This is a genomic window from Agrobacterium sp. GD03872 (assembly GCF_029840625.1).
GTDB classification, from domain to species: domain Bacteria; phylum Pseudomonadota; class Alphaproteobacteria; order Rhizobiales; family Rhizobiaceae; genus Agrobacterium; species Agrobacterium fabrum_A.
In genome coordinates this window covers 193,760-211,275 of sequence record NZ_JAOCCY010000005.1, presented here as the reverse complement: position 1 = coordinate 211,275, position 17,516 = coordinate 193,760, and the positions used below count along the sequence as shown (strand labels likewise).

The following is a 17,516-nucleotide window of genomic DNA, read 5'->3' as shown; positions in this document are numbered from 1 at the left end:
GAGTGTACAATGTCTTATTCCAAGGCAGGAAAAGTAAAAGACTTTGTCTCGCAGCCCCAGTCGCCGCGCAACTGGAAAGATTCGGTTCATGCGGCTCTTGTCGGCGTCTGCGTGGCTTTTGTCGCTGCCGTCATTTTCGGTCTCGTTCCCTGATCCTCCCGATTTTCTCATCAGGTAATTTGAGAATAAAAGGCTGGTCGCTCCTCCGACCGGCCTTTTTCATGCCCATTCAGGCCTTCAGGTAATCTTCCGCCAGATCGACCCAGAAAGCGGTTCCGATCGGCAGGATATCGTCGTTGAAATCGAATTTCGGATGGTGCAGCGGCGGGTCGTTATCGGTGCGCGCAGTGCCGAGGAAGAAATAACAGCCGGGCCGTTTCTCCAGCATATAGGCGAAGTCTTCCGCACCCATCGACGGACGCTGCATCTCGACTACCTTTTCAGGTCCGGCAAAACGCCGGGCGAGATCGGCGACATAGTCCGTTTCCGCCTTGTGGTTGACGGTAGCATTATAACCGCGCTCGTAATCGATGGTGACGCTCATGCCGTAGCTGGCCGCCTGACCTTCGGCTATCGCCCGGATGCGCTTTTCCAGCTCGTCGCGCACGCCCGGATCGAAGGAGCGGATGGTCAGCAGCATTTCCGCCGTTTCGGGAATGACATTGCTGGCAGCACCGGCATGGAACGCGCCAACGGTGACGACCGCCGATAATTGCGGATGGATGTTGCGGGACACCACGGTTTGCAGCGCCATGATGATGCTTGCGCCGGCAACGATGGGGTCGGCCGCATCCTGCGGTTCGGCGCCGTGGCCGCCATATCCGTTGACCGTGATCTTGCACTCGTCGACGGCGGCAAGGATCGGCCCGTCGCGCAGCACGAATTGCCCGAAGGGCACGCCGGGGTCGTTATGAAGGGCAAAAACCGCATCGCAGGGAAAACGTTCGAACAGCCCGTCTTCGATCATGATGCGGGCGCCGCCGAAATTCTCTTCCGCCGGCTGGAAGATCAGATGCAGGGTTCCGTCGAAATTTTTGCGCTCGGCGATGATCTTCGCCGCGCCGAGCAGCATGGCGGTATGGCCGTCATGACCGCAGGCATGCATCACGCCCTGATTGGCGCTCGCATAATCCGCACCGGTTTCTTCATGGATCGGCAGGGCGTCGATATCGGCGCGAATGCCGAGCGTGCGGGTGCTGTCGCCATTGCGGAGTGTGGCGACGACCCCGGTTCCAGCCAGCCCCCGCGTAACCTTATAGCCCATAGCCGCCAATTGTTCGGCGATAAAATCCGACGTTTTGAACTCCGAAAGGCCGATTTCGGGGTTGCGGTGCAGATGGCGGCGAATGGCCACCACATCTGGCATATGGTTGGCAAAGGATGCGAGATTTGCGGTCTGTCTGGTCATTTTTAAAGTCCCGGGTTCGGCCGTTTTTTCCGGCGCCTTTTGTAAATGACATAGCAGCATATGCAGCCATGCGTAAGGGGCGTAGCCTGCCCGGAAATGCCCCGAAATTCAGCGCTTGCATCGTGCCGCGACAGGTGGCATGGAACTATTGACGTCCTGGGGCATTAGCTTCTTTCGGATGTAGCGCGGGCCTCTCGGTTCGTGTTGCCCTTCAGGTTGTCAACGGGGGATTATCGGACGTTGCGCGAACAATTTTCGCCATCGGGGAGGGTGCGAAATCCGGTCGGAACGGCATTGCCGGGCCGAACGATGCCATTTTCTTCCCCTCATCGAAAACGCCCTGTCCGCTCCGATCTCCAGTTTCGCAGATATTCCGGAATAATGACTCTGCAGCATGACGCGCCTGCGGATATTCTGCACTTGACGATCCGTTCCGCACGGCGTCCGGTCCGGTTCACCGAAGGTTCAGGATAAGTCATAAATATAGCGTGGCCCGATTTTCGTGTGTGTTCCCGCCACGGACGAAATGCCGGCCAAGTCGAACAGGTTTCCCTTAAGTTCAGAATACGAGCCCGATGTCATTTCATATTACCCCGACCGCCGCCGCCCGTGATTCCGAGACGAAGCAGATCGATCACAACGATTCGATCCGCGCGTCCTATATGACGGTGGAGGAACTGCATGATGCGGGCGCCGCGCTTTCGCGCGATGGCGCCGACAGTCTTCCCGGCTTCATGGAGTTCGATTTCTTCGAGCGTCACCGCGAGAACGAGAAGGAAATCCTCAGGGTCTATCGCACCACGGCCGTCGATGCGGAAAATGGCGCGACGATCACGCCGGCGGCGGAATGGCTGCTCGACAATCACTACGTCATCGAAGAGGCGATCCAGGAAGTCCGCCGCGATTTTCCGCGCAAGTTCTATCGCCAGCTGCCGACGATGACGGTGGGCGGCGTGACGATCCCGCGGGTTATGGCGCTCGGCTGGCTTTATGTCGCCCATACCCACAGCACGGTTTCGCGCGAGAACATGACGGCGTTGGTGGATGGCTACCAGACCTCGAAGACGTTGCAGATCGGCGAATTGTGGGCTTTGCCGTCGATCATCCGTTTCGTCCTCATCGAAAATCTTCGCCGTATCTCCATCCGTGTGGAGCGTTCGCGCCGCATGCGCCAGAAGGCGAATGAGGTCGTCGATGAAATCATCCGTCTGAACGATGTGGAAGCCTCGGCAGCGCTTCTCAAGCAGGTCGATTCGCTGGTCGACGACCCGACTTTCGCGACGCAGTTCCTTTATCGTCTGAGGAACGGTTCGCAGACCTCCGGTTTTGCCGTTGCCTGGCTCGAAGAGCGTCTTCACGCTGCCGGCACCGATGCCGAAAACGTCATGATGTCGGAACATAATCGTCTGGCATCCGGCAATGTCACGATGGGCAACATCGTCAAGAGCCTGCGCGAGATCGACGATACTGAATGGTCCGTGTGGTTCGAGGAAGTCAGCCATATCGACAAGGTTCTGCGCGAAGAGACCGATTACGAGGTTCTCGATTTCGGTTCGCGCAACACCTATCGCAATACGATCGAACTTCTGGCGCGCCGTTCCCCCAAGACCGAAGTGGAGGTTGCGCGCGCCGCCGTCGAAATGGCGCGTTCGGAGACGCCGGCCGGTGCGGATGAAACTCATCGCGTCAATGTCGGCTCCGTGCTTGTCGGCCAGCGTCGTTTCGAGCTTGAAAAGGCTTTGGGTTACCGGCCGCTGGTGTCGCAGCATATTGTCCGGGCGATGCGCAAGTTCAACTGGCTTGCGATTGCGGCGCCGGTGCTGCTGATCACCGCGCTCGCCATGCTGGCGGTCGGCTGGTTCCTGGCGCAGGCCGGTATGCCCTGGTATGTGGTGACCGCTTTCCTGCTGATGTTCGCATTGCCGGCCTCCGAAGGCGCGACCGGTCTCTTCAATACGCTCGTCACCTTCTTCGTGAAACCGTTCCGGCTGGTTGGATACGAGTTCAAGAACGGCATTCCGCAGGATGCCCGCACATTGGTCGCCGTGCCCTGCATGCTGACCAGCCGCGACAGCGTCGACGAGATGATGCGCAATATCGAGGTGCATTATCTCGCCAATCCGCATGGCGAGATTTATTTCTCGCTCGTCAGCGACTGGCGCGATGCGCAATATGAACAGTCCGACGATGACCTCGAGATTCTCGATTATGCCAAGCGCGAGCTTGCGGCGCTGAACAGCCGTTATGCCTTTGATGGCAAGACGCGCTTTTACCTGCTGCATCGCCGCCGCATCTATAATCCGGCCGAAGGCTGCTGGATGGGCTGGGAGCGCAAGCGCGGCAAGCTGCATGAGCTGAACATGCTGCTGCGCGGCGACAAGGACACGACATTCCTCGGCGGCGCCAATGTCGTACCCGAGGATGTGAAATATGTCATGACGCTGGACGCCGATACGCGCCTGATGCGCGACGCGGTGACCAAACTTGTCGGCAAGATGCATCACCCGATCAATCGTCCGGTGATCGATCCGGTATCCGGACGGGTTGTCGAAGGCTACGGTCTTCTGCAGCCGCGCGTGACGCCCTCGCTGACGACCGGCAAGGACGCGTCCGTCTTCCAGCGGGTCTTCTCGATCAACCGCGGTATCGATCCTTATGTCTTTACCGTTTCCGACGTCTATCAGGACCTGACCTCCGAAGGCACCTTCACCGGCAAGGGTCTTTATGATGTGGATGCCTTCGAGGCGGCGCTGAAGGGCCGGATCGAAGAGAATTCCATTCTCAGCCACGATCTGCTCGAAGGCTCCTTTGCGCGCTGCGCGCTGGTGACCGATGTTGAGCTGGTGGAGGACTTCCCGACCCGCTATGAAGTGGAAGTGTCGCGCCAGCATCGCTGGGCGCGTGGCGACTGGCAGCTTCTGCCCTTTATCCTCGATCGTGCCCGTGGCGTTACCGCCATCGGCCGCTGGAAGATGGTCGACAATCTGCGTCGTTCGCTGACGCCGATCGCCTGGTTCTTCGCCTCGATCCTCGGCTGGTATTTCATGGATCCGCTTGGTGCGCTGATCTGGCAGATACTGCTGATCTTCTCGCTGTTTGTCGCGCCCACGCTGTCCCTGCTGTCCGGCCTCGTGCCGCGCTCCACCGATATCGTGCCGCAGGCGCATTTCCATACCATCTGGTCGGAAATCCGCGCCACCAATGCGCAGGTTGCGCTGCGCATCGTCTTCATCGCCGATGCCGCCTGCATGATGACGGATGCGATTGCCCGCTCGCTTTACCGCCTGCTCGTCAGCCACAAGCTGATGCTGGAATGGCGTACCGCCGCCAGCATGCAGTCGAGCGCGCAGGGCAGCATCATCGATTATTACCGCCAGATGTGGCATGCGCCCGTGGTGGCGATGCTTGGCCTGCTGTTTGCGGCGCTGCCGGGCGACAACGCTTTCCTGATCGGCATTCCCTTCACGCTGCTCTGGGTTCTGTCCCCCGCCGTCGCCTGGTATGTCAGCCAGTCGGCTGAAACCGAAGACCGGCTTTTCGTTTCGGAACATGTCTCGTTCGAGCTTCGCAAGATCGCACGCCGCACCTGGCGTTATTACGAGGCCTTCGTGACGCTGCAGGAAAACCACCTGCCGCCTGATAACTTCCAGGAAACGCCGGAGCCGATTGTCGCTTCGCGCACATCGCCCACCAATATCGGCGTCTATCTGCTTTCGATCATTTCGGCGCGCCAGTTCGGCTGGATCAGCTTTGCCGATACTCTGGAGCGGATCGAGAACACGATCCAGACCGTCGAGAAGATGGAAAAATATCGTGGCCATCTCTACAACTGGTATCATACCGACACCCTGCAGACGCTGGGACCGCGCTATGTTTCGGCGGTGGACAGCGGCAATCTCGCCGGCCATCTGATTGCGGTTTCATCCGCCTGCCGCGACTGGGCCGAAGCGCCGTCGGCCCATCTTCAGGGCAATCTTGACGGTATCGGTGATGTTGCCGGCATTCTGCGCGAAACGCTGAAGGCTCTGCCCGACAACCGCAAGACCCTGCGTCCGCTGCATCGTCGTCTGGAAGAGCGCATCATCGGCTTTTCGAACGCTCTTGCTTCCGTCAAGCGCGAGCATGAATTCGCTTCCATCCGCGTCATCAATCTTGCGGTGCTGGCGCGCGATATCCAGAAACTCGCAACCAATGTCGATCATGAGGTCAAGTCCGCGCAGAGCGCGGAAGTGACCCGCTGGGCGCAATTGCTTGTGGAATCCTGCGAAGCGCATATCTCCGACAGCGCCATCGACCTCACCAATATGGAGCCGCTGCGCCAGCGCCTCGCATCGTTGCGCGACCGCAGCCGCAACCTCGCCTTCTCGATGGATTTCACCTTCCTTTACCGCAAGGATCGCCGTCTTCTGTCGATTGGCTACCGCGTCGAAAGCAAGGAACTGGACGAAGCCTGCTACGACCTTCTGGCTTCCGAATGCCGCCTGACCAGCCTGTTCGCCATTGCCAAGGGCGATCTGCCGACCGAGCACTGGTATCGTCTCGGCCGCCAGGTCGTGCCGATCGGCGCACAGGGTGCGCTGGTCTCCTGGTCCGGTTCGATGTTCGAATATCTGATGCCGCCGCTTGTCATGCAGGAGCGTCAGGGTGGTATTCTCAACCAGACCAACAATCTGATCGTCAAGGAACAGATGAACCATGGCCGTCGTCTCGGCACGCCCTGGGGCATTTCCGAAGCGGCGTTCAACGCCCGCGATCACAACATGAACTATCAGTACACCAACTTCGGGGTGCCGACGCTCGGTCTCAAGCGCGGCCTTGGCCAGAATGCGGTGATCGCGCCCTATGCGTCGATCCTCGCCAGCCAGTACGATCCTGACAGTGCGCTGGAAAACCTCGACAAGCTGCGCAAGCTTGGCGCGCTTGGTCAGTACGGCTTCCACGATGCTGTCGATTTCACGCCGACGCGTGTGCCCGATGGCAAGGTCTGCGCGGTGGTCTACAATTATTATGCCCACCATCATGGCATGTCGATTGCCGCCGTCGCCAACGTTGCCTTTGACGGCGTGCTGCGCGAACTCTTCCACTCCGATCCGGTGATCGAAGCGGCAGAGCTGCTGCTGCAGGAAAAGGCACCGCGCGAAGTGCCGGTGATGAGCGCCAAATACGAGCCGGAAACCCCCGGCAAGGAGCAGGCCGATCTGTTGCGTGCGGAAGTCCGCTCCATCGCCGATCCGGCCGTGCGCGACCGCGAAGTGGTGTTCCTGTCGAATGGCCATTATTCGACGATGCTCACCTCCACCGGCGCCGGTTATTCGAAGTGGAATGGCCAGGCGATTTCCCGCTGGAAGGCTGATCCGACCGAAGACCGCTGGGGCACCTTCATCTTCCTGCGCGATACCACCAATGGACAATGGTGGAGTGCGACGGCGGAACCGCGCGTCATCGAAGGTGAAAAGACCAAGACGATCTTTACCGACGACAAGGCCGAGTTCCACAAGACAACAGGCGATCTGCAGAGCGTGGTCGAATGTATCGTCGCCACCGAGCACGATGCCGAAGGCCGGCGTATCACCCTCTTGAACGTCGGTTCCGAGGATCGTTACATCGAAGTGACCTCCTATATGGAGCCGGTCATCGCCTCCGAGGACGACGATAACGCCCATCCGCTGTTCTCGCGCATGTTCGTGCAGACGGAGATCGGCCGCCGCGGTGATGTTATCCGCGCCTGGCGCAACCGTCGCAGTCCGAACGAGCCCGGCACTGTCATTGCGCATCTGGCCGCTGACAATGCCGGCCCGTCGCGCCCGACGGAATTCGAGACGGATCGTGCCAAGTTCATCGGTCGCGGCCGTTCGCTGCGCGAAGCGGCGGCTTTCGATGCCGGTGCGACGCTTTCCAGCGCCGACGGCTTCACGCTTGATCCGATCCTGTCGCTGCGCCGCACCGTGCGCGTGCCGGCGGGCAAAAAGGTGAGCGTGATCTTCTGGACGATCGCCGCGCCGAGCCGCGAGGAGGTCGACAAGGCGATCGACCGTTATCGTCATCCGGACGCCTTCGCGCATGAACTCGTGCATGCCTGGACGCGCACGCAGGTGCAGATGCGCCATGTCGGCGTTACCTCGCAGCAGGCGGCCGCCTTCCAGCATCTCGGCCGTTATCTGACCTATCCCGACATGCATCTGCGGGCGGATTCGGAAACGCTGAAAACGGGTCTCGCCTCGCAGCGCGCCTTGTGGTCGCTTGCGATTTCGGGCGATTTCCCGATCTTCAGCCTGCGCATCAACGACGATATGGACATGGATATCGCCCGCGAGGCGCTGAGCGCCCATGAATATCTGCGTTCACGCGGCGTGATCTTCGATCTCGTTATCGTCAACGAACGGGCCGCTTCCTACGCACAGGACATGCAGCACGCGCTGGATCATATTTCCGAGACGCAGCGCCGCATCAATCCCGCCGATGGCGGTCGTCCGCACGTCTTCTCCGTGCGCCGCGATCTGATGGACGAAGAGACGTGGAGCGCGCTTCTCGCCGCCTCCCGCGTTGTCCTGCACGTGCGCAACGGCAAGATCGTTGACCAGATCAACCGCGCGGTGTCGCTGTTTGCGGCTCATCGCGGCCCTGACGGCACGACGGATGCTGCACAGGCCCGTCTGCCTGTTCCGGCCTTCTCGATTGCGGAGCCGGTCGAGGATGCGGGTGATCTCGATTTCTGGAACGGTTTTGGCGGTTTTGCCAGGAACGGACAGGAATATGTCGTGCGCCTCAATGGCGGGCAGTCAACGCCGCATCCGTGGATCAACGTCATCTCGAACGAGAATTTCGGCTTCCATATTTCGGCTGAAGGCGCGGGTTTCAGCTGGAGCCGCAATTCGCGCGACTATCAGCTGACGCCCTGGAGCAACGATCCGGTCATCAACCGGCCGGGCGAGGCCTTCTATGTCGCCGATGTGGAGACAGGAAAGCTCTATACGCCCTGCGCCGCGCTGTCGCGCGATCCCGAAGCCCTGTTCGAAGCCCGTCACGGTCTCGGTTATTCCGTGCTGACGGGCGTGGCCGATACGCTCGAAGTGGAGCTGACGCAGACCGTGGACCGTGAAAAACCGGTCAAGCTCTCGCAGGTCATCGTTCGCAACAAGGGTTCGAAGAGCCGCCGTCTGAAGGTCTACGCCTATGTGGAATGGGTGCTCGGCAATAACGGCCAGAAATCCGCGCCGTTCATTCTCAGCAGGCACGATGCCGGCAGCAATGCGATCTTCGCATCCAACCCCTACAGCATCGACTATAGTGCCCGCACCGCGTTCCTGACGCTCGACAGCGAGGCGAGCGGCTTCACCACCAGCCGCCGGGAATTCATCGGCCGCTTTGGTTCGGCGCAGGCGCCGCAGGGCATCGTGTCCGGTGCCGCACTCAGCGGCAGCACCGAGCTCGATGGCGATCCCTGCGCGGCGCTGATGCAGGAAATCCACCTGAAGCCCGGTGAAGAACGGCACATGACCTTCATTCTCGGCGATGCCGACAATGCGGAAGAGGCCGAAGCGCTGGTGAAGGATGTTCGCAAGGCGGACTTCCAGACGGTGCTGGACGAAAGCAAGGCTTTCTGGACGGGCTTTACCGGGCAGTTGCAGGTTTCCACGCCCGATGCCGGCTTCAACCACATGGTCAACAACTGGCTGCCGTATCAGGCGCTGGCATGCCGCATTCTGGCGCGCACCGCCTTTTACCAGTCGAGCGGCGCCTTCGGTTTCCGCGACCAGTTGCAGGACACGTTGGCCTTCCTGCTCTATCAGCCGGATCTTGCCCGCAAGCAGATCCTGCGGGCGGCGGGCCGGCAGTTCCCGGAAGGGGACGTGCAGCACTGGTGGTTGCCGTTGACCGGCGCCGGTGTTCGCACCACCATCTCCGACGACGTGGTCTGGCTCGCTTATGCGATCAACCAGTATGTCTCGGCCACGGGTGACACCGCCATCCTCGATGAAAGCATTCCCTTCCTGAAGGGGCCGGCCTTGATGCCCGGTCAGCACGATGCCTTCTTCCAGCCGGAGACGAGCGACAGATCCGCGACCCTTTATGAACATGCGGCGCTGGCTCTCGATCTCGCCATTCATCGCACCGGTGAAAACGGTCTGCCGCTGATCCTCGGCGGCGACTGGAACGACGGCATGAATCGTGTCGGCGTGGGCGGCAAGGGCACCAGCGTCTGGCTCGGTTGGTTCCTTTCGGGGGCGTTGCGCGATTTCATCGAGATCGCGGAAAAGCGTGGCGATACCGACCGCGTCGGCAAATGGGCGTCGCATCGGGAAAGGCTGCGCAATGTGCTGGAAACAGCGGGTTGGGACGGCAGCTATTACCGCCGCGGTTATTTCGATGACGGCACGCCGCTCGGTTCCGCCGAAAGCGAGGAATGCCGGATCGATTCGCTCGGCCAGAGCTGGAGTGTTCTTTCCGGTGAGGGTGAGGAAGGCCGGTCGCGGCAGGCGATGGATGCCGTCATGGAGCATCTGGTCGATGAGCAGACCGGCATTATCCGGCTGTTCACGCCGCCCTTCTCGCGTGCGCCGCATGATCCTGGTTACATCAAGGGATATCCGCCGGGTGTGCGCGAAAACGGCGGACAATATACCCATGCGGCGACCTGGGTGGTTCTTGCGCTCGCCAAGCAGGGCCGCGCGCAGGAAGCCTGGAACTGCTTCAAGCTGCTCAACCCCGTCAATCACGCGCTCGATGCGGCGGCGTCGGAAACCTATCGGGTCGAACCCTATGTGGTGACTGCGGATGTTTACGGTGAAGGCGCTTATGCGGGCCGTGGCGGCTGGAGCTGGTACACGGGTTCCGCCGGCTGGCTCTATCGTGCCGCTGTCGAGGGTATTCTCGGCATCACCCGCACCGACGGCAAGCTGCATATTTCGCCGTCGCTGCCTGAAGACTGGAGCGGTTTCTCGGTGAAGATCACGCTCGACGGGAAGGCAAGGGACATCGTCGTCAGCCGCAAGGCCGGCACGGCGGAAGTCTCCGTTTCCGTCGATGGCAAGGCCCTGTCGGCAGATGACAGGGTGATCCCCTTCGACTGAGACGATCGGGTCTCCGTTCGCCTTTAAACTCAGGCTCCCGCGGTGACGCGGGGGCCTGAATTTTTATGGGGCTGCCCTGACCTCCGACTCGGTATACCGGTGGAATCATGGCACGGAAGCCCGATCTCCTTCGCAGGATTGGCTGGAAGCTGCCGCAGCACCGAGATAGGGTCATCCCGGCGATGGCTTTGATGGCGCGGTGCCGGGTCGCCCGGTCTAACCTGTCGTTTATCTTTTCGGGAAAAACAGCGGCTGTCAGTGATCGGCCGATTGGAAAGGGGGTACCTTGCAATTCCGTGCATCTTTCACAGAACTTGCACTGATGGTGTTGCTCGCCATTCTTTCCCTGGCGTTGTCGTGTTGGTTGGCGTGTTACCCACGGAAGACCAGCGTTGGAATAGCGCTTGGCGTCGTGCTCGGAGTTTTCTTGACCAATCTCGCCGCAGGTATTGTCGCCTTTCTGGGAAATGTCCTTCCATTCGGGCAGATTGATTTTTGGCTGGCAAGTTCTTTGACCGAAATTCTCCGATAACGACCTGTTGTCACGATCCTCGGGTGGCGCACAAAGAAAAAGGGCGGACAACATGCTGTCCGCCCTTGTCTTCATTCCGTCAGCCAAAGCCTCAGGAGGCTATGGCCTTTGGCCGGGGCTGCTGCTGGCTTTCATCCTCCGTCAGCAGGCCGCTGGTGCGCAGCAGCGAGGTGAAACGCCCGCCACGCTGGCTCAATTCGTCGAAGGTGCCCTTCTCGATGACCCGGCCCTGATCGAGGAACAGCACGAGATCGGCATCGCGGACCGTCGACAGCCGATGGGCGATGATGAAGGTCGTACGGTCCTTTCTCAGCGCATCCACGGCGTCCTTCACGCGGGCTTCGGTTTCCACGTCTAGTGCACTGGTCGCCTCGTCGAGAACCAGGATGGGGGCGTTCTTCAAAATGGCGCGCGCGATGGCAATACGCTGGCGCTCACCGCCAGACAGGCGGTTGCCGCGTTCACCCACCTGGGTCAGATAGCCGTTGATACGGCTGTCGATGAAGTCCGTCGCCGCCGCCGCCGCCGCTGCCTCCACCACTTCCGCATCCGTTGCCGATTCCCGGCCGAGGCGGATGTTTTCGCGGATGGAGCGGTTCAGCAGGCCGGCATCCTGAAACACCGTGGCGATGGAGTTGCGGAGCGAATTTTTCGTCACCGTCGAAATATCGGTCCCATCGATCAGGATCTGGCCGGAATCGGGATCGTAGACACGCTGTAGAAGGTTGATCAGCGTGGTCTTGCCGGCGCCGGTCGGTCCGACGATCGCAATGGTCTCACCGGCTTTGGCCGTGAACGAGACGTCGTGAACCCCCTGCTTGGTGTTGGCGAAACCGAAATTGACATTGCGGAACTCCACGGTGCCGGAGACATTCGACAATTCGCGGGCATCGCCCGGTTCTTCCCGTTCCTTGACGGAATCCTCCAGCACGAAGAAGTCCTCGAGCTTGGCGCGGGCTTCGAAAATCTGCGTCACGAACTGACGCATCTGGTCCAGACGGCCGATCAGGAGGTTGGCGAAACCGATGAAGGCGATGACATCGCCAACGCGCAGTTCACCGTTCTTCACCAGCACGGTGCCGATGACGAGGATGATCATCATCGAAACGGTGGAGGCCGTGCGGTTCAGAGCACTCGCGAAAGCCCACCAGTCCAGCACCGGATATTGCGCGCTCAAGAGTTTTTCGGTGAAGGATTTCAGCGCCTTCGTTTCAGCCTCGATGCGGTTGTAGCTGTGCAGCACCGAGACGTTGCTGATGGAATCGCTCACATGGGCAAAAACGCTGTGATAATGCTCTTCGACCGAAGCCTGGCCGTCCTTGGTCCGGCCCATCACCCATTTGCCGATAAACCAGTAGACGATGCCAAGGCCGATCAGAACGAAGCTGAGGCGGAGATCCATGGACATGGCGGTCGGCACAAGCAGCACCAGCGCAACGAAGGTTGCGAGATGCGTGCGCATGAATTCGAGCCAGAGGCCGAACAGCGTTTCGCTAGCGCGCAGCAGGGTGTGCAGGGCGTTGGATGTACCGCGCTGATGGTGCCAGGAAAGCGGCATGGAGATGATGCGCCCGAAGGCTTCCGTCAGCAGCGAAGCGCGCCGGCCATGGGCCAGCCGGTCGGCCTCGCGGGCGACAGCCACATAAGCGACGGTGTTGAAGACACCGAACCCGGCCCAAAGAATGAGAATGGGCGTGACATTGGTGCCGGAAGAGATGGCGTCGATGATCCGGCCGAACAGCACCGGTTCGGCGATGGTGATCGCTGCAAGAATGACGTTGGCGATGACGACCACCGTCACCCGCCATTTATGAACGGTCAGATAGCGCAGAGCGCGTGTGTAAACCTGAAACAAGGTCAAATTTTCAATCCAGTCCGGGCGTCTTTTCAAGCGGTTTGTGGTTCGTCCTCAACGTTATGCTACTTTAGCAAGGTTGCATGAGACGACGAATTTTGTGTAATTATCGCTCTTTCTGTCTGAATGGCGGCTTAACAGATTGACCGCGCGTGCGAACCGAAAAAACCCAACCCGATGTTTCCCGGGACCTGCCGTCACAAGATTTCGCATCTTCGTTTCAGGGATTGCTAACGACGATATGTTCAATCTCAAACGACCGGCGCCCGAGTAACATGACGTCATCGCGGGACCATGTCCTCGTGTCATTCCTTCAAGCCAAGCTCCGGACCCCGTGTCTTTATGCATGATATTCTTCACTTCATCTCCGCGTGTTACCAGGCAGGAAGCGCCGACCGCGTTCGCTCCGAATTTGCAATGCTCATTCGCGAATATGGTTTCGAATATTTTCTCGTCAGCAGACGGATGACCGGGGAGCTCGCCTCAACCGGTCAGGTTCTCGCACAACATCTGCCCGAAGGCTGGCTGGAGGTCTATCGGGCCAAGAAATATAACCTCGTCGATCCCGTCCGTAAGGTGATCGGCATGGTGCACAAGCCGTTTCAGTGGAAGGAGGCGCTTGAGGGCCTGCCGCGTGCGATGCATCGCAAAAGGGCGAGCGTATTTTTTCACGATGCCGGCCGGTACGGTCTGCAGGGCGGTTACGCCTTTCCCGTCCACGGCCGTGCGGGTTTCATCGGCGCGGTCTTCATTGGCGGCCAGGATCGGCAATTGCCCTCTTTGCAGGTCGAGCTTCTGGACGCCGCCACCCGCGCCGTCTTCTGGCGCCTGCTCGATCTTTCCGGGCAGGCTCATGGCTTCACCAATGCGCCTGATGTTTCCGCTCTCGAGCTCACGAAGCGCGAAATGGAGGTTTTGACGCTGATGGCGGATGGCATGACCTCCACTGAAATCGGACGCCAGCTATCGATCTCCAACCACACGGTCGACTGGTATATCAACGGAATCCAGCGGCGTTTCAACGCCAAGAACCGGCAGCATACCGTCGCACTCGCTTTTCGTCATGGTCTGCTGAGCTAACGGCGACAGGACGGTTCTCTCCCGAATTGCCCTTTCCAAGACCGGGTTTTGCTGCTTAATTCCGCAGTGCAGCAGAAATTTTGTTTTGGCGTGTGGGGAGACCGTCTTGAAAATATCGAAAATACTTGTTGCCAACCGATCCGAAATTGCGATCCGCGTTTTCCGGGCAGCGAACGAGCTTGGGATTAAAACCGTTGCGATTTGGGCGGAAGAGGACAAGCTGTCTTTGCACCGCTTCAAGGCGGACGAATCCTATCAGGTCGGCAGGGGGCCGCATCTCGCCAAGGATATGGGACCGATCGAGAGCTATCTTTCGATCGAGGAGGTTATTCGCGTAGCCAAGCTCTCCGGAGCGGACGCGATCCATCCCGGTTACGGCCTTCTGTCTGAAAGCCCCGAATTCGTGGAGGCCTGCAACAAGGCTGGCATCACCTTCATCGGACCGACGGCGGATACGATGCGCCAGCTCGGCAACAAGGTGGCCGCGCGCAATCTGGCGATCTCGGTCAACGTCCCCGTTGTTCCAGCTACCGATCCGCTGCCCGACGATATGGCGGAAGTGGAGCGCATGGCCGAGGAAATCGGCTATCCGGTCATGCTGAAAGCCTCCTGGGGCGGCGGCGGACGCGGCATGCGCGCCATCCGCAGACGAGAAGATCTCGCCCGCGAGGTGACGGAAGCCAAGCGCGAGGCGAAGGCTGCTTTCGGCAAGGACGAGGTCTATCTCGAAAAGCTGGTTGAGCGTGCTCGCCACGTCGAAAGTCAGATTCTCGGCGATACGCATGGCAATGTCGTGCATCTGTTCGAGCGTGATTGTTCGATCCAGCGCCGCAATCAAAAGGTGGTCGAGCGTGCGCCCGCGCCCTATCTCACCGAAGCGCAGCGTCAGGAACTTGCGGCCTACTCCCTGAAGATCGCCGCCGCGACCAGCTATATCGGTGCCGGCACGGTCGAATATCTGATGGATGCCGATACCGGCAAATTCTACTTCATCGAGGTCAATCCGCGCATCCAGGTGGAGCATACCGTCACCGAAGTCGTGACCGGTATCGATATCGTCAAGGCGCAGATCCATATTCTCGAAGGCGCCGCCATCGGCACGGCGGAATCCGGCGTGCCTCGCCAGGAGGATATCCGTCTCAACGGCCACGCGCTGCAGTGCCGCATCACGACGGAAGATCCGGAGCATAATTTCATTCCGGACTATGGTCGTATCACCGCCTATCGTTCCGCGTCGGGATTCGGCATCCGTCTGGATGGCGGCACCTCCTATACCGGCGCTGTCATCACCCGCTACTACGATCCGCTGCTCGTCAAGGTAACGGCCTGGGCGCCGCGGCCGGATGAGGCGATCAACCGCATGGACCGCGCCCTGCGCGAATTCCGTATCCGCGGCGTTGCGACCAACCTTACCTTCCTTGAAGCCATCATCGGTCACGACAGCTTCCGCAACAACACCTATACGACCCGCTTCATCGATTCGACGCCGGAACTCTTCGCGCAGGTCAAGCGTCAGGACCGCGCCACCAAGCTTCTGACCTATCTTGCCGATGTGACCGTCAACGGCCACCCGGAAACCAAGGGTCGAGCCAGGCCGTCCGAAAAGGCGGCAAAGCCCGTCGTGCCTTATATCGATGCGCCGACGCCCGATGGCACCAAGCAGTTGCTTGACAAGCTTGGCCCGAAGGGCTTTGCGGACTGGATGCGCAATGAAAAACGCGTTCTGGTTACCGATACGACCATGCGCGACGGGCACCAGTCGCTGCTGGCCACCCGCGTTCGCACCCATGATATTGCCCGCGTCGCCAGCGTTTACGCCAAGGCGCTGCCGCAGCTTCTCTCGCTGGAATGCTGGGGCGGTGCGACCTTCGACGTTTCCATGCGCTTCCTGACGGAAGACCCGTGGGAGCGTCTGGCGCTGATTCGCGAAGGCGCGCCGAACCTGCTGCTGCAGATGCTTCTGCGTGGCGCGAACGGCGTCGGATACAAGAATTACCCAGATAATGTCGTGAAATACTTCGTTCGTCAGGCTGCAAGGGGCGGGGTCGATCTTTTCCGCGTCTTCGACTGCCTGAACTGGGTGGAGAATATGCGCGTCTCGATGGATGCGATTGCCGAGGAGAACAAGCTCTGCGAGGCGACCATCTGCTATACCGGCGATCTGTTGAATTCGGCTCGTCCGAAATACGATCTCAAATATTATACCAACCTTGCCGCCGAGCTTGAAAAGGCCGGAGCTCATATCATCGCCGTCAAGGACATGGCGGGCCTGTTGAAACCGGCCGCCGCCAGGGTTCTGTTCAAGGCGCTGCGTGAGGCGACCGGTCTGCCGATCCACTTCCATACCCACGATACCTCGGGCATTTCCGCCGCGACCGTTCTTGCGGCCGTGGATGCCGGTGTCGACGCTGTCGATGCTGCAATGGACGCCTTCTCCGGCAATACGTCGCAGCCATGCCTCGGCTCGATCGTGGAGGCGCTGGCGGGATCGGAACGCGATACGGGTCTCGATACCGAATGGATCCGCCGCATTTCCTTCTACTGGGAGGCTGTGCGCAACCAGTATGCCGCCTTCGAGAGCGATCTCAAGGGACCGGCCTCGGAAGTCTATCTGCACGAAATGCCGGGAGGCCAGTTCACCAACCTCAAGGAACAGGCTCGTTCGCTGGGTCTCGAAAGCCGCTGGCACGAGGTGGCTCAGGCCTATGCCGACGCCAACCGCATGTTCGGCGATATCGTCAAGGTGACGCCGTCTTCCAAGGTTGTCGGTGACATGGCGCTGATGATGGTCAGCCAGGATCTGACGGTGGCCGACGTTGAAAACCCCGATCGTGAAGTGTCTTTCCCGGAATCGGTCGTGTCGATGCTGAAGGGCGATCTTGGACAGTCGCCTGGCGGCTGGCCGGCAGCCCTGCAGAAAAAGGCGCTGAAGGGCGAAGCGCCCTATACGGTCCGTCCCGGTTCGTTGCTGGAAGATGCCGATCTCGATGCCGAACGGAAGGTGATCGAGGGCAAGCTGGAGCGCAAGGTCGACGATTTCGAGTTCGCGTCCTATCTGATGTATCCGAAGGTGTTCACTGATTTTGCGCTGACAGCTGAGACGTATGGCCCGGTTTCGGTGCTGCCCACCCATGCCTATTTTTACGGCATGGAAGATGGCGAGGAACTGTTTGCCGATATTGAGCGTGGCAAGACGCTTGTTATCGTCAATCAGGCCTCCTCCGGCACTGACGATAAGGGCATGGTGACGGTGTTCTTTGAGATCAACGGCCAGCCCCGCCGCATCAAGGTGCCGGATCGTGCCCATGGCGCTTCCGGTTCTGCCGCGCGCCGCAAGGCAGAACCCGGCAATGCCGTCCATATCGGCGCGCCGATGCCAGGTGTCATCAGTCGCGTCTTCGTCAATCAGGGCCAGGAGGTCAAGGCGGGCGACGTGCTGCTGTCCATCGAGGCCATGAAGATGGAAACCGCGCTGCACGCCGAACGTGACGGCAAGATCGCTGAAGTTCTCGTGCGCCCCGGTGACCAGATCGACGCGAAGGATTTGCTGATCGCTTACGCGGAATAAGC

General features: G+C 60.0%; 6 protein-coding genes. 4 read left to right on the top strand and 2 right to left on the bottom strand.

The window, feature by feature from the left end:
• Nucleotides 1-9: 9 nt before the first annotated feature.
• Nucleotides 10-153, top strand: coding sequence for a hypothetical protein (locus N5D22_RS14835; RefSeq protein ID WP_003505150.1), 144 nt, complete (start codon nt 10-12; stop codon nt 151-153).
• Between the two features lie 76 nt (nt 154-229).
• Here the strand turns inward: N5D22_RS14835 and N5D22_RS14830 are convergent, their stop codons facing one another.
• The gene (locus N5D22_RS14830; RefSeq protein WP_279656578.1) at nt 230-1,408 is read right to left on the bottom strand and encodes a M20 family metallopeptidase; all 1,179 of its coding nucleotides are present in this window, start codon (nt 1,406-1,408) and stop codon (nt 230-232) included.
• Nucleotides 1,409-1,983: 575 nt separating this feature from the next.
• On the opposite strand from N5D22_RS14830, the gene N5D22_RS14825 reads away from it, so the two are divergent.
• Nucleotides 1,984-10,479, top strand: a complete 8,496-nt coding sequence (locus N5D22_RS14825) for a glucoamylase family protein (RefSeq protein ID WP_279656579.1) — start codon at nt 1,984-1,986, stop codon at nt 10,477-10,479.
• A 623-nt stretch (nt 10,480-11,102) separates the two neighbouring features.
• Here the strand turns inward: N5D22_RS14825 and N5D22_RS14820 are convergent.
• Nucleotides 11,103-12,872, bottom strand: coding sequence for a glucan ABC transporter ATP-binding protein/ permease (locus N5D22_RS14820; protein ID WP_279656580.1), 1,770 nt, complete (start codon nt 12,870-12,872; stop codon nt 11,103-11,105).
• 336 nt (nt 12,873-13,208) lie between these two features.
• Here N5D22_RS14820 and N5D22_RS14815 point away from each other — a divergent pair, with 336 nt between their 5' ends.
• Both N5D22_RS14815 and pyc read left to right on the top strand, forming a co-directional pair.
• Nucleotides 13,209-13,946, top strand: coding sequence for a LuxR family transcriptional regulator (locus N5D22_RS14815; RefSeq protein ID WP_279703366.1), 738 nt, complete (start codon nt 13,209-13,211; stop codon nt 13,944-13,946).
• A gap of 106 nt (nt 13,947-14,052) precedes the next feature.
• Nucleotides 14,053-17,514 (top strand): pyruvate carboxylase, encoded by a 3,462-nt coding sequence (gene pyc, locus N5D22_RS14810; protein WP_279656582.1) that lies wholly within the window; start codon nt 14,053-14,055, stop codon nt 17,512-17,514.
• The last annotated feature ends 2 nt before the right edge of the window (nt 17,515-17,516 follow it).

What these genes read in the sequence shown, in the direction of transcription:
- N5D22_RS14835 (WP_003505150.1), top strand. Translation starts at nt 10, where the DNA reads ATGTCTTATTCCAAGGCAGGAAAAGTAAAAGACTTTGTCTCGCAGCCC.
- N5D22_RS14830 (WP_279656578.1), bottom strand. Translation starts at nt 1,408, where the DNA reads ATGACCAGACAGACCGCAAATCTCGCATCCTTTGCCAACCATATGCCA.
- N5D22_RS14825 (WP_279656579.1), top strand. Translation starts at nt 1,984, where the DNA reads ATGTCATTTCATATTACCCCGACCGCCGCCGCCCGTGATTCCGAGACG.
- N5D22_RS14815 (WP_279703366.1), top strand. Translation starts at nt 13,209, where the DNA reads ATGCATGATATTCTTCACTTCATCTCCGCGTGTTACCAGGCAGGAAGC.